Source organism: Phenylobacterium sp., from assembly GCF_030654915.1.
GTDB lineage: Bacteria > Pseudomonadota > Alphaproteobacteria > Caulobacterales > Caulobacteraceae > Phenylobacterium.
The window spans coordinates 18514-31931 of sequence record NZ_JAURWM010000043.1; the positions used below are offsets into that span (position 1 = coordinate 18514).

Annotated in this window: 10 protein-coding genes; 8 read left to right on the forward strand and 2 right to left on the reverse strand. The window is 65.0% G+C overall.

Going from position 1 to position 13418, the window contains the following annotated elements; genetic code table 11:
* Positions 1 to 98: 98 nt before the first annotated feature.
* The 5 genes from Q7T84_RS02025 to Q7T84_RS02045 all read left to right on the forward strand — a co-directional run bounded on the left by Q7T84_RS02025 (position 99) and on the right by Q7T84_RS02045 (position 8220).
* Positions 99 to 1826 carry a type I secretion system permease/ATPase gene (locus Q7T84_RS02025; RefSeq protein ID WP_304805947.1) on the forward strand — a complete coding sequence of 576 codons (1728 nt, stop codon included), beginning with the start codon at positions 99 to 101 and terminating at the stop codon, positions 1824 to 1826.
* Positions 1823 to 3196, forward strand: coding sequence for an HlyD family type I secretion periplasmic adaptor subunit (locus Q7T84_RS02030; protein WP_304805949.1), 1374 nt, complete (start codon positions 1823 to 1825; stop codon positions 3194 to 3196). The genes Q7T84_RS02025 and Q7T84_RS02030 overlap by 4 nt, the downstream gene beginning before the upstream one ends.
* Positions 3197 to 3458: 262 nt before the next feature.
* Positions 3459 to 5570, forward strand: a complete 2112-nt coding sequence (locus Q7T84_RS02035; RefSeq protein WP_304805950.1) for a calcium-binding protein — start codon at positions 3459 to 3461, stop codon at positions 5568 to 5570.
* Positions 5571 to 5707: 137 nt separating this feature from the next.
* Complete coding sequence (locus tag Q7T84_RS02040; RefSeq protein ID WP_304805952.1) at positions 5708 to 7396, forward strand: glycosyltransferase family 4 protein; 1689 nt, start codon at positions 5708 to 5710, stop codon at positions 7394 to 7396.
* 71 nt (positions 7397 to 7467) lie between these two features.
* A complete protein-coding gene (locus Q7T84_RS02045) occupies positions 7468 to 8220 on the forward strand; it encodes a class I SAM-dependent methyltransferase (RefSeq protein WP_304805953.1) in 753 nt (250 codons plus the stop codon).
* A 230-nt stretch (positions 8221 to 8450) separates the two neighbouring features.
* Here the strand turns inward: Q7T84_RS02045 and Q7T84_RS02050 are convergent, their stop codons facing one another.
* Together Q7T84_RS02050 and Q7T84_RS02055 are read right to left on the reverse strand one after the other, a co-directional pair.
* Positions 8451 to 9503, reverse strand: coding sequence for a M23 family metallopeptidase (locus tag Q7T84_RS02050; RefSeq protein ID WP_304805954.1), 1053 nt, complete (start codon positions 9501 to 9503; stop codon positions 8451 to 8453).
* Between the two features lie 55 nt (positions 9504 to 9558).
* Positions 9559 to 10296 (reverse strand): sulfotransferase domain-containing protein, encoded by a 738-nt coding sequence (locus Q7T84_RS02055; protein WP_304805956.1) that lies wholly within the window; start codon positions 10294 to 10296, stop codon positions 9559 to 9561.
* Positions 10297 to 10484: 188 nt separating this feature from the next.
* Between Q7T84_RS02055 and rfbF the strand changes: the two genes are divergently transcribed.
* The 3 genes from rfbF to Q7T84_RS02070 all read left to right on the forward strand — a co-directional run.
* Positions 10485 to 11258: a glucose-1-phosphate cytidylyltransferase gene (gene rfbF, locus Q7T84_RS02060; protein ID WP_304805957.1), complete on the forward strand. Its 774-nt coding sequence runs from the start codon at positions 10485 to 10487 to the stop codon at positions 11256 to 11258.
* Positions 11255 to 12313, forward strand: coding sequence for a CDP-glucose 4,6-dehydratase (gene rfbG / locus Q7T84_RS02065; RefSeq protein WP_304805959.1), 1059 nt, complete (start codon positions 11255 to 11257; stop codon positions 12311 to 12313). The genes rfbF and rfbG overlap by 4 nt, the downstream gene beginning before the upstream one ends.
* Positions 12313 to 13418 (forward strand): class I SAM-dependent methyltransferase (locus tag Q7T84_RS02070; protein ID WP_304805961.1); only part of this gene is annotated, 1106 nt, incomplete at its 3' end. The genes rfbG and Q7T84_RS02070, both read left to right, overlap by 1 nt.

Consider the following 13418-nt stretch of genomic DNA (forward strand, 5'->3'; position numbering starts at 1 on the left):
GCGTTTTCGGCGCACTCAGCCTCGGACTTCGAGCAGCAAATTCGGCGACGGTCGCTCAGGCTGTCCTCATCGAGCATCCACGGAACAGCGCGGCGCGCATGAAAATATTCAATCCGCTGGCGGATCAGCCCGACAATCCGCTCACCCGCGCGATCAAGGAGGGGTACACGCCCCTCGCGTTCGCGGGCCTGTTCAGTCTGGTCTCGAACCTGCTGTACTTGGCCCTGCCCATCTACACCTTCCAGATCTATGGCCGGGTCATGACCAGCTACAGCGTGCCCACGCTGCTGGTGATCACCTTCGGCGTGCTGCTGGCCTTCGTCATCTCCGGCGTGATCGACGACTATCGGGCCAGGGTTCTCGTGAACTTCGGCGTCGTCATGGACCAGCGGGTCTCTGGCCGGGTGTTCTCGGCGCTGTTCGACAGCGTGATCCGAGGCAATCCGGCGGCGCGTTCGCAAGCGCTGCGCGACCTGGACGGCTTCCGGCAAATGCTGACGGGCCCGGCCTTCGGCACCTTCTTCGACCTGCCCTGGATGCCGGTCTTCATGTTCGTCCTGTTCATCATCGACCCGATCATCGGCCTCGTGACCATGGTCGGCGCGGGCCTGTTGTTCGGCATCGCCCTCTTGCAAGACCGCGCGACCCGTCCGGCCCTGAAAGACGCGAACGAAGCGGCGCTGCGCAGTTACGCCTTCACCGACGCGGCGCTTCGCAATGGCGAAGTGGTCCGGGCCATGGGGATGATCGAGCCGCTGGGCGCGCGCTGGGCCAGCTTCCGGGCGATCACCATGGAACGCAGCGCCGCGGCGAGCGAGCGCGCTTCCGTCCTCAGCAACATCAGCAAGTTCACCCGCCAGGGCATCCAGGTCCTGATCATCGCGATCGGCGCCTATCTGGTGGTGAAGGGCAAGATCCATTCAGGCCTGCTGTTCGCCAACATGATCCTGGCCGCGCGCGCGCTGCAGCCGATCGAGCGGCTGGTCAGTTCCTGGGATTCCCTGACCAACGGCTATCGTTCCTATGAGCGATTGAACGCACTGTTCGCCGACTACAAGCCCTCCAAGGCGCTGACCAGCCTGCCCAAGCCGCTCGGCCAGCTTTCGGTCGAAGGCGTGAACTTCGCCCCCGTCGGCGCCACCCGGTTCATCCTGCAGGGGATCAGCTTCAAGATCGAACCGGGCGAGATGCTCGGCGTGATCGGCCCGTCCGGGGCCGGTAAGTCCTCGCTCGCCCGGCTGATGGTCGGGATCTGGCAACCGAACAGCGGTCACGTCCGTCTGGACGGCGCCGACGTCTACACCTGGGACCGCACCGACTTTGGCCGTCACGTCGGCTATCTGCCGCAGGACACCGAACTGTTCTCCGGCAGCATTCGCGACAACATCGCCCGTTTCCGCTCGGACGTGGATGACGAGCAGGTCGTCCGCGCCGCTCAAACCGCGGGCGTTCACCAACTGATCCTGCGCCTGCCGAACGGCTACGACACCGAGCTTGGCGAGACCGGGCACGTGCTGTCCGCGGGTCAACGCCAGCGGGTCGGCCTGGCGCGGGCCCTGCTGGGCGCGCCCCGGCTGCTGGTCCTCGACGAGCCGAACGCCGCGCTCGACGCCGAGGGTGAAGAAGCCCTGGTCACCGCCCTAGACGCGCTGAAGGCCGGCGGCTCCACCATCGTGATCGTGTCGCACAAGCCGAGCGTCTTCCGGTCGGCCGACAAGATGCTGATGCTGCGTGACGGCCGGATCGAGATGTTCGGCCCGCGAGAGCAGGTCATGGCGCGGGTCGTCCAACCCGCCACTCCGCGCGTGATCGAGGCTGGTCGATGAAACTGGATTTCAACGCCCCCAAGGCCTACGAGGCGCCGACCTTCGGCGATAAGGATCTGGTTCCCAGCGACGGGACCATGGACAAGCGCATCAAGCGGCCGATCATCGTCGGCAGCGCGGTGGTCGGGGTCTTCGTCGTCGGCATGACGCTCTTCGCCGCCGTCGCCAAGATCGACAGCGCGGTCGTCGCGCCCGGCACCGTCCGGGTCGAGGACAACCGCAAGACCATCCGCCACCGCGAAGGTGGGACCGTGAAGGCGATCCTGGTCAAGGAAGGCCAGCGGGTTAAGCAGAACCAGGTGCTGCTCTCTTTCGACGAGGTCCAGCCGAGGTCGACGACCGACGTCCTGCAGAACCAGTACGATTCCCTGCTGTCGCAGACCGCCCGATTCCAGGCCGAGGCGACCAGTCAGCCCACGGTGACATTCGCGCCGGAACTGACCGCGCGGGCCGCGAGCGACCCCCGGGTCGCGGGCATTATCCGCGACCAGGAGTTCCTGTTCTCGACGCGTCAGGCCTTCTTCGAGACTCAAGGCGCGGTGCTGGCCCAGAAGCTGCAGCAGCTCGAGACCCAGATTGGCGGCGTCCAGGCCCAGGTCGATGCGGTGAAGGAATCCGATGATCTGACCCGCGAGGAACTCGCCGGCTATCAGACCCTCTATGAAAAGGGTTACGCGCCCAAGACCCTGATCCTGCGTTACAAGCGCACCCTGGCGGAACTCGCCGGGCGCCGTGGCCAGTTGATCGCCGAGATCACCCGTCTGCGCGAGCAGATCGGCGAAACCCGGCTGCAGATCACCACCCTGCGCGAGCAGCGCATCAGCCAGGCCGCCGAAGGGCTGCGCCAGATGCAGACGGGCCTCGCCGAGGTCACCCCAAAGCTGACCGCTGCGCGCCAGATGCTGAACGCGGCGACCGTGCGCTCGCCGTCCGACGGCTATGTGCTCGACCTGACCCAGTTCACGGTCGGCGGCGTCGTCGCCCCCGGCGAGCGGCTGATGAGCGTCGTCCCGGCCGACGCCCCGCTGATCGTGACCGCGCGAATCAGGCCGCAGGACATCGATAGCGTGCATGCTGGAATGACCGCTCGGGTCCGCCTCTCGGCCTTCAACGCCCGAACCGCGCCGCCTGTGAACGCCGAGGTGGTCACCATATCGGCGGACCAGTTGGTCGACGAAAAGACTGGGGTCGGCTACTTCCGGGCCGACCTGCGGATCCCGCCGCCCGAGCTGGCCAAGCTGCCCAAAGGCTCGAAATTGACCCCCGGCATGCCCGCCGAGGCCATGATCGTAACGGGTCGGCGCTCGATTTTGTCCTACATCGTGAGCCCGTTGACCGACACGATCCGTGACGCACTCCGCGAAGACTAGATTAACGAAATTATTACCCTTGAAAGCAGGGCCGACGGCCTTTGTTCACAGCCTTTTTTGCTGTTGCGCATCGCCTTTGGTTCCGATACCTCTTCCTCGGGCTCGTTTAACCTTCGTCGCGACCTCGTTGTGACGTGGGTAAAGGACCGCTGGGACCGCTCCATTGGAAAATGGTGGCCAGGCGTTTCGGGGGTCCATGTGACACAGACTGGAGAGAAGCATGGCTAATTTCAATTTCGCTACGATCACCGCCGCTGAGGCGTTGGCGTTCGGCGCGACCGATACTCTGACCTTCCCGGCCGGCGCGAACGCGGCGAGCGTTACGGTGGCCTTCGTCCCCGCTGGCGCTTTCCCGAGCACGGCGACGATCGTTCTGACCTTGAACGGCCAATCCGTGACCTTCGGCCCCGGCATCGCTGGCAAGGGCAACAACGTTGGTGAACTGTTCTTCAACGACGGTTCGAAGCTCTACGTCGGCACCAGCGCTGGCGACACTTCGACCGGCACCGCGTTGAGCGATGCTCTCTACGGCAGCAACGGCAATGACACGCTGACCGCTGGTGCGGGCAACAACTTCGTCCAAGGCAATCAGGACAACGACAGCATCACGGCTGCCGGCGGCAACGACACCCTGCTGGGTGGTCAAGGCGACGACACCATCATCACCGGCGATGGCACCAACTACGCTCATGGCAACATGGGCGCCGACACCATCACCGGCGGTCAAGGCGCTGACACCCTGCTGGGTGGTCAAGACAACGACAACATCACGGCCGGCGCCGGCGCTGACTATGTCAGCGGCGACCTGGGCGACGACACCCTGCTGGGCGGCCAAGGCGCCGACACCCTGCTTGGCGGTGATGGCAACGACAGCATCGACGGCGGCGACGGCGTTGATTCCATCGACGGCGGTCTTGGCGACGACACCCTGCTCGGCGGCCAAGGCAATGACAACATCACCGGTGGTGAAGGCAACGACACCTTGAACGGTGGCGAAGGCGACAACTACCTGCAAGGCAACCAGGGCAACGAAACCATCACGGCCGGCGCTGGCAATGACACCCTGCTGGGCGGTCAAGGCAACGACCTCATCACGGCTACCGATGGCACCAACTACGTCCATGGCAACATGGGCAACGACACCATCACGGCCGGTGGTGGCAATGACCTCCTGCTGGGTGGCCAAGGCAACGACAACATCACGGCCGGCGCTGGCGCCGACTATGTCAGCGGCGACCTCGGCAACGACACCCTGAACGGTGGCGATGGTGCTGACACCCTTCTGGGTGCCGACGGCGACGACAGCATCGACGGTGGCGCTGGCAACGACTCCATCGTGGGCGGTACCGGCGTTGACACCATTACTCTCGCGGTGGCTGACGCCAGCTCCGACGTGATCTACGGCGGCGACGGCAACGACATCGTCACCTACGCCCTCAGCACCGGCCACAACACGGTCTTTGGGGAACTGGGCGCCGACTCCATCACGACGGGCTCGGGTAACGACGTCATCGGCGGCGGCGAAGGCAACGACAGCATCGTCGCGGGCGCCGGCAATAACAACGTGACGGGCGGCCTGGGCGACGACACCCTGACGGCTGGCGGCGGCAACGACACGATCCTCGGCAGCGACGGCAACGACAGCATCGACGCTGGCGCTGGCGCCAACTCCGTCCAGGGCGATGCCGGTAACGACACAATCGTCGCGGGCGCTGGCAACGACGTCATCTTCGGCGGCGACGGCAACGACAGCATCACCGCTGGCGACGGCGACGACTCTGTCCAAGGTGACGTCGGCAACGACACCATCCTCGGTGGCGTTGGCGCCGACACCCTCGCGGGCGGTGACGGCAACGACACCATCAACGCTGGCGACGGCAACGACGTCGTCCGCGGCGGCACTGGTGCCGACTCCATCGACGGCGGTCTCGGCGATGACAACCTCTCAGGTGGCGAAGGCAACGACGTCATCGGTGGCGGCGACGGCAATGACACCATCATTGGCGGCGCTGGCACGGACGCCCTGACGGGCGGAGCGGGCGATGATCGCTTCGTCTTTGCCGTGGGCGACAGCTCGTCGGTCGCAGGTCTCCAAGACACGATCTCGAACTTCGTCACCACTGAAGACACGATCTCGGTCGGTGTGCTGGCTACGGCGACCAACTACGTCGCGCAGGCTGGCGGCACCGACTACGCTGTGTCCTTGAGCGACGCTCAAGGCCTGATCGGCGGCGGCGGTCGTGACATCGTCGTGATCTATGATGGCACTGACTCCTACGTCTTCGCCGACAGCGCGAACAACAACACGGTCGGTAACGTGATCAAGTTGGCTGGCGTCGATCTGACGGGGATCAACCCCGCCGACTTCATCTAAGTCGGACTTCGATTAGAACACGGGAAAGGGCCGCTCTTCGGAGCGGCCCTTTTTTTTTGAGCGCCGTTCGAGCGATCGAAGTCGGGCCGTGCGAAGTCGGTTTGTGGGAATCCCCAAAAGACGCTAACGCGACGGGTATGAGCAACGCCGCCCTCTACCTGCACGCCGACGCTTACGACACCTCCGGAAGTCGGCTGATGGGCCGTCATGCCGCGGGCGAGAGCTTCCTGCGTGGCTTCTTGCGCCACGCGGATGTTGAGAAGTTCTATTTCTACAATGGAACTGCAGGGCCTCAACAAGGCCTGGAAGCGCTGGTGAACCGCATCCAGCCGCCGACCAAGGCCGCGCAATGGCTGGCGATGCGCAACCTCAGGGGGCTGGGCGAGCCGGGCTGCCTCTACTATCCCGCGCCCGATCTCCCGACATTCGCATGGTCGCGGCTGCCCTTCGGATCCCACCTCTACAGCCTTTGCGGCGTGACCCACACCACGGCTTCGCAGGGCACGATGGACATCGTGGCCAACATGTTCACCGCCCCCGTCCAACCCTGGGATGGGCTGATCACCACGTCGAGCGCAGTCCGGGCCAGCGTCGAGCGCCAGATGGAGGCGGTCAAAGACGACCTGGCCGGACGTCTGGGCGCCACGAAGTTTCCGCTCCCGCAGCTGACGACGATCCCGCTTGGCGTGAATGCGGACGACTTCGCGACCTCACCTGAACATCGCAGAGTATGGCGTGAGCGGCTGGACATTCCCCAGGACGCCATAGTCGCCCTCTATGTCGGCCGACTGCACATGGCGGCGAAGATGAATCCCGCCCTGATGGCCATGGCGCTGGAGGAGGCGGCGCGCCGCACAGGCAAGGACATCTATTGGGTGGTTTCCGGCTGGGGCGCGACGGAGGCCTACGACGTGAAGCATCACGCCCTGACCCGAGAACTGTGCCCCTCGATCCACTATCGCGTTGTCGATGGGCGTCCCGCCGACACACGATTTTCCATCTGGTCGGTCGCCGACTTCTTCATCTCCTTCTCTGACAATATTCAGGAAACCTTCGGCCTGACCCCGGTGGAAGCCATGGCCGCGGGGTTGCCCAGCGTCGTGACCGACTGGGACGGATACCGCGACACGGTGCGCCACGGGATTGACGGCTTTCGTATCCGAACGATCGCCCCGCGACCCGGTCTCGGCCGCGATCTGGCCTATCAGCACGCCAATGGATGGATGGCCTACGAGCTCTATCTAGTCTCGGCAGCGCAGTTGACCGCCATGGATAACCAGGCCGCCGCGGACGCGATCGTCGCCCTGGTGAATGATCCAGACCTTCGCAAGAGGATGGGCGCCGCCGCCTACGAGCGGGCTCGAACCGTCTTCGATTGGTCGGCCGTAGTCCCGCAGTATCAGGCCTTCTGGGCCGAACTCGCGGCGAGACGGCGCGCCGCGGCCGCTTCGATTGAGGTCAACGCCTCTATTATCGACAATCCAAGGCGTCTTGATCCGTTTACGCTGTTCGAAAGCTATCCAAGCGACGTCCTCACCCCGAAGGCCCTGGTGCGGGTCCCGTCCGGGATGACCTGGGAAGTCGCCCTGGGGCGGCTATCTGGCGGGCTGGCTACAATTGGCAACTGGCCGCATCCCAATCTGCAGGAAATGGCGGCGGCGTTTGAGTTCTTCCAATCGCGGCCGCAGTCCAGCGTGGAAGCCTTGCTGGCGCAATTTCCGGCCGGACGTCACTCACTGATCGAACGCGGACTGCTCTGGCTCGCGAAGTTCGATGTCCTTCATATCCAACCCACGTCGGGCGTCGCTCGGTCTCTCGATGCTTGACTAGCTAGGCCGCGGCGAGCGGCGTGCTAGAACCCTGTTGAAATTTGCCCGCCTTCTTGGAGATCCGCGCCTTGGCCCAAGCCCCGCTTTTCGGAACCAGCTTCTTCTGGGGCGTTGAGAGCTCCACCGCCGTGATCAAGGCGCGAGATGACATCGTAGCGCAGTTCAAGCGTCCCATGGGGTTGTTCGCCAGCGACAACCTCATCGCGTTCGGGCGGAACCTGGGCTTTCTGAACGACAAGATGTTCATGGATGCTTGGGCCGCCCATGCGACCGCGCCCCATGAGCGGGGGATATTGTGGCGGACAGCGGTTCTGGTTTGGGCCGCGCGCCAAGGACTTCGCTTGGACGGCGATTTCGTTGAGTGCGGTTGCTACAAAGGCGTGTCCGCGCGGATCGTTGCTGACACTATCGCCTTCAAAGACACCGACCGGGCATTCTACCTGTACGACGTTTTCGAGCACGATAGCTCAATGCCGCACCATGCCATGCCTGAGCACAGCGCGGACCTGTTCACTCAGGTCAAGAAGCTGTTTGAGGACATACCGACCGCTCACGTCATCAAGGGTTTCTTGCCCGAGAGCCTTGAGCAGGGAGAGCCCTCCAAGATCGCGTTCATGCATATTGACCTCAACAACGCCGAGGCCGAAATCGCCACGCTGGAGGCGCTCTGGGAGCGAATGGTCCCAGGATCCATTCTGGTGCTCGACGATTTTGGCGCTAGCCCGTATCGACGCACGCATCTCATGGAGACCGATTGGTTCGCCGCGCGTGGCTATTCTGTGCTGGAATTGCCGACGTCGCAGGGGATCGTGATCAAATAGGTTCTGATCGCCGCAAAAGCGCGAGAGACCATCCCAAACAAAAATCGGGCGGCGAAGCGGTGAGCTTCGCCGCCCGATCGATGCGACACAGCCCTGGAGAGCAAGGCTGACAGTGAACCATAGCCGACTGGCGAATTTGGTCAAAGAAACTCTAGCCGTCAGGGCGGGTGCTAACGCTTTTGTGAGCCCAGGTTTGACTTCGCTAACCCCATCCCGGAAAGGGATTGCGCCTAGAAGTTGATCGAGAACGCCTGGGTGATCACGGCCTTGCCCTCCCGCTCGACCGAGTAGGTCGCCGAGTACGTTCCCGGCTTCCATCCTGCCTCCGGCGCGCGCTTGCCGGTGAAGAACATGTACTGCGCCTTGGCGCGATCCAGCGCTGGTTGGGTGGCGTTGGTGAGCACTGAGCCGTCGGGCGACTTGATGACCAGCTTCTGCACATCTCCTCCCTGGAGGTTGATGGCGCGGACATAGGCGATCAGCATCGGGGACTGGCGCGTCGGCGCGCCGATACGGCCACCCTCGATGGCCTCCATGGTCAGTGGGGCGGCCGCGAAGCCGGCGTTCAGCACCGCGCCTTGCTTATAGCCCATCGCCTTGGCGGCCCCAGGCGTCCAGAGGCCGTCTCCGGCGGCGCCGACCGCGCAAGCCCCCGCGGCCATATCAGGCGCGAAGGGGTCAACCATCACCCCGGCCTTGCGGACGGTGAGATGCAGGTGGGGATACTCGGTGTTTCCCGACAGGCCGACGCGGGCGATGGGCTGGCCGCTCACCACCTGGTCGCCCTGCTTCACCATCACGCTGCCTCGCGCCAGGTGGCAGTACTGCGTCTCCCATCCATCGCCATGATCGATCACCACGCCGTTGCCGCAGTCCTGACCGGCCAGCGGCGGGGCGTCCGGCGACTTCACCGAGATGTCGGCCACCCCGTCGCGCAGGCGTGAGACCCGCCCCGGCGCGGCGGCCAAGACATTCACCCCTGCAGCCTGGGCCGCCATGTCGTGCAAGCGAATGTCGACGCCGCCATGGTCTTGATAGGTCTGGCTCCCGCAGCGGTAATCCTTGGCGCTTGGCCCAGGATCGCGGTCTACGAAGTTCTGCACTTCGCAGGTCTTGCCGATGTCGCAGGCCACCGGAAACGCCAGGCGCGGGCCCGCCAAGGCCACCGCCCCTTGTGGGGCGTTCGCCGGGGGTGAGGCGGCCTTGACCGCCTGGGCGCTGGTGTCGCCGGCGGGGGCGCAGCCGCTGATTAAGCTGGCCAGGACCAGGGGGGCGAACTTCATCGGCGTCTCCTTCATCTGGGAGCGTGCGGAACATGGTTGCCGGAAATGTGACGGCTCACCACAAGCTGATCCCCGTCAGGCTCGTCAGCCGGGCCATGTCGTGGGCGTAGAGGCTGCGCAGATAGGCGCGGTCCTCGGCGGCGAGTTGGACGCCGACCTCTTGGCCGACGTGGACGTCCCGATGCTCCACCGCCCCGCCTCTGGGAATCTCGAGGAAGTTCGCCACCTGCCCAAGGCTCTCGCCGGGCTGCTCGCGCAGGCCGTCCGCCGTCAGGACCAAAACCTGCTCGCGCGGAAAGATGGAGAACAGCCGTTCGATCTGTTCGCCGTAGAAGCCGCGCTCCACATAGGAAAACTCCCGGTGCACGCCCCAGGGCTCGGCTGCGAACAGCCGCTGGCGGCCCTCCCGGATGCACCATGAGAAGGGGTGGGTCTCGACCCCACGCGAGTACTCCATCCGCCAATGGGACCAGGCGCGCTCGACCGGGTCGCGCAGCATCACGATCAGGCGGATGTTCGGGTTATAGGCCGCGATCCGCTCAAGGCTGCCGGGCCAGTAGAGATAGATCGGCGTCGCCTCGCCGTGGAGCGCCGTGGGCGCCGCGGACTCGAACTGGGCGTGGTAGGGGCCATAGTCCGGCTTGGACCAGTCCACCGTCTCGTCGTCGAAAAAGTGAACCTCCTTGACCTTGGACAGCGCCACGGCGGGGCTATCGCCGAGGTAGTCAAAAAGGGCTGTCGTGCCGGCCTTCTGGACGCCAACAACGATAAAATTCACCAGGGGCGTGGGCACGAGGTTTCCTCAAGTTGGACGCCAGCGGCGCTGCGACGTTGGATACGACTTCATCGCGCAATCGACACGCGATAAGAGGGGGCGATTGCGTTGGCTGCGGGGCCTGGAGCCTAGGCGGCGTTTGAACGGACTATTGTCGAGCTGCGGCGGCCAGGCCCCGTCAGTGCGAGGATGAGCGGGGATTCGAAATGAAGGTCGTCATTCTGGCCGGCGGCCTCGGTACGCGGATCTCCGAGGAAAGCCATCTGAAGCCCAAGCCGATGATAGAGATCGGCGGCCGTCCGATCCTCTGGCACCTGATGAAGGTGTTTTCGGAGCATGGGTTCAACGACTTCATCATCTGCCTTGGCTACAAGGGCTATGTGATCAAGGAGTACTTCGCCAACTACGTGCTCCACAACGCTGACCTGACCGTGGACCTGGCCAAGGGCAGTGTCGAGTATCACGCCACCAATCATGAGCCGTGGCGCGTCACCCTGGTGAACACCGGCGAGGAGACCATGACCGGTGGCCGGCTCAAGCGCGTGGCGGAGTACCTGCCCCCCGGCGAGCCTTTCTTCCTGACCTATGGCGACGGCGTCGCCGATGTTGATCTGAACGCCCTGGTCGAGTTCCATAAGGCGCACGGCAAACAGGCCACCGTCACCGCGGTCGCGCCCCCCGGTCGCTTCGGCGCCCTGGAGATTGTCGAGGGCGGCGTGAAGCGCTTCATCGAAAAGCCTCCCGGCGACAACGGCCTGATCAATGGCGGCTTCTTCGTGCTGCAGCCCGAGGTCGTCGACCGGATCGCCGGTGATGCGACCACCTTCGAGGCCGAGCCTCTGGAAAGCCTGGCCCGTGACGGCCAGTTGATGGCCCGCCCGCACGACGGCTTCTGGGCCGCCATGGACACCTTGCGCGACAAGAACCACCTGGAGGGCCTGTGGGCCTCAGGCCAGGCGCCGTGGCGCATCTGGAAATGAACCGGCCCAACCCTGCCTTCTGGTCGGGCAAACGTGTCCTGCTGACCGGTCACACCGGCTTCAAGGGCTCGTGGGCCGCGATCTGGCTTTCGGCCATGGGCGCCAAGGTCACAGGGCTGGCGCTGACGCCGGATCAGGCGCCGGCGCTGTTCGACCTCGCCGGCGTCGCTGGACTGGTCCAGTCACGTATCGCCGACCTGCGCGATCAGGCCACGGTTGAGCGCGCGCTGAAGGGCGAGACTTTCGACCTGGTCCTGCACATGGCCGCCCAGCCGATCGTGCGGACCTCGATCGAGGATCCGGTGGCGACCTTCGCGGCCAATGTTCTGGGTACGGCGCACCTGCTGCAGGCGCTACGTAGCCAGCCTGCCTTGCAGGCGGTTCTCGTGATCACCTCGGACAAGGTCTACGCCAATAACGAGCAGGGCCGCGCCTTCCAAGAGGGCGATGCCCTGGGCGGCAAGGATCCCTATTCGGCCTCCAAGGCCGCGGCCGAGATCGTCACCCAGAGCTTCGCCCGCAGCTTCTTCGACAAGGCCGGCATGCCGGTCGCCACCGCGCGCGGCGGCAACGTCATCGGCGGCGGCGACTATTCGCGGGACCGTCTGGTGGCCGACATCGTCCGGGCTGGTCAGGCCCAGGGCGTCACCGTCCTGCGCCATCCGGAAGCCACCCGGCCGTGGCAGCATGTGCTCGACTGCGTGGCCGGCTACCTCGTCTATCTCGAACGATTGGCCAGGGATCCGACGGCGCCGCGCGCCCTGAACTTCGGACCCAAGCCCGGCGGGCCGGAAGTCACCGTCGGCGAACTGGCGACCCGCGCCACCCAGGCCCTGGGCGCCAAGCCTTGGCGTCACGAACCCGATCCCAATTCCCTTGAGGCCAAGGCGCTGGGCATCGACGCCAGCCTGGCCCGCCAAGTGCTCGGCTTCGAGAGCCGCCTGGACGCCCCCGCCGCGGTCGAATGGACCATGGACTGGTACCGAGCCCAGGCCGATGGCGACGCGGCGCTGGCCCTCGTCCAAGACCAGATCAAGCGATACGAAAGCCTTTGATGACCGTCCCCGCCTGCCGTTTCTGCCGCGCCCCGCTCACCCAGACCTTTCTGGATCTGGGCGACCAGCCGCTGGCCAACTCCTACCTGACCAAGGCCCAGCTCGACGCCGGGACGGAAGGTTTCTATCCGCTGCACACTCGCGTCTGCGGAACCTGCTTCCTGGTGCAGGCCGATGATCCAGTGGCCGCCGACGCGATCTTCGATGACGGCTACGCCTACTTCTCCGCCTATTCGGAAAGCTGGGTTGCGCACGCCAAGCGCTACGCCGACGCCATGACCGAGCGCTTCGGGCTCGGCGCGGACTCGCTGGTGATCGAGGTGGCCTCCAACGACGGCTATCTGCTGCAGCATTTCAAGGCCATGGGCGTGCCGGTGCTGGGCGTCGAGCCCACCGCCAACACCGCGCAGGTGGCGATCAAGGAGCGGGGGATCCCGACCGAGGTCACCTTCTTCAATGCCGCGACAGGTCGTGATCTGGCCGCGCGCGGGATCGCCGCCGACCTGATGGCGGGCAACAACGTCCTGGCCCACGTGCCTGACATCGGCGATTTCGTGGCCGGCTTCCAGCACGTGCTGAAGCCGCAAGGCGTGCTGACCTTCGAGTTTCCGCACCTGCTGAACCTGATCGAGAAGGTCCAGTTCGATACGATCTATCACGAGCACTACTCCTACCTGTCGCTGCTGGCGGTGGAGAAGGTGCTGCTGGCCAACGGTCTGCGACCGTTCGATGTCGAGTTGTTGCCGACCCACGGCGGCTCGCTGCGGCTGTTCTGCGCGCACCAGGCCTCGAGCCATCAGGAGACGCCGGCGTTGAAGGCGCTGCGGGCTCGCGAGCAAGCCGCTGACCTCGACAAGCTGCCCGGCTATGAGGGCTTCACCGCCCGCGTCGAAGCGGTGCGTCGCGGCTTCCTCGACTTCCTCGCCAAGGCCAAGGCCGACGGCAAGAGCGTGGCCGCCTACGGCGCGGCGGCCAAGGGCAACACCTTCCTGAACTATGCCGGGGTCACGGCTGACGACATCGTCGCGGTGTTCGACGCCAACCCGCACAAGCAGGATCGCTTCCTGCCCGGCACCCACATCCCGACCTATGCCCCGGCGCGGAT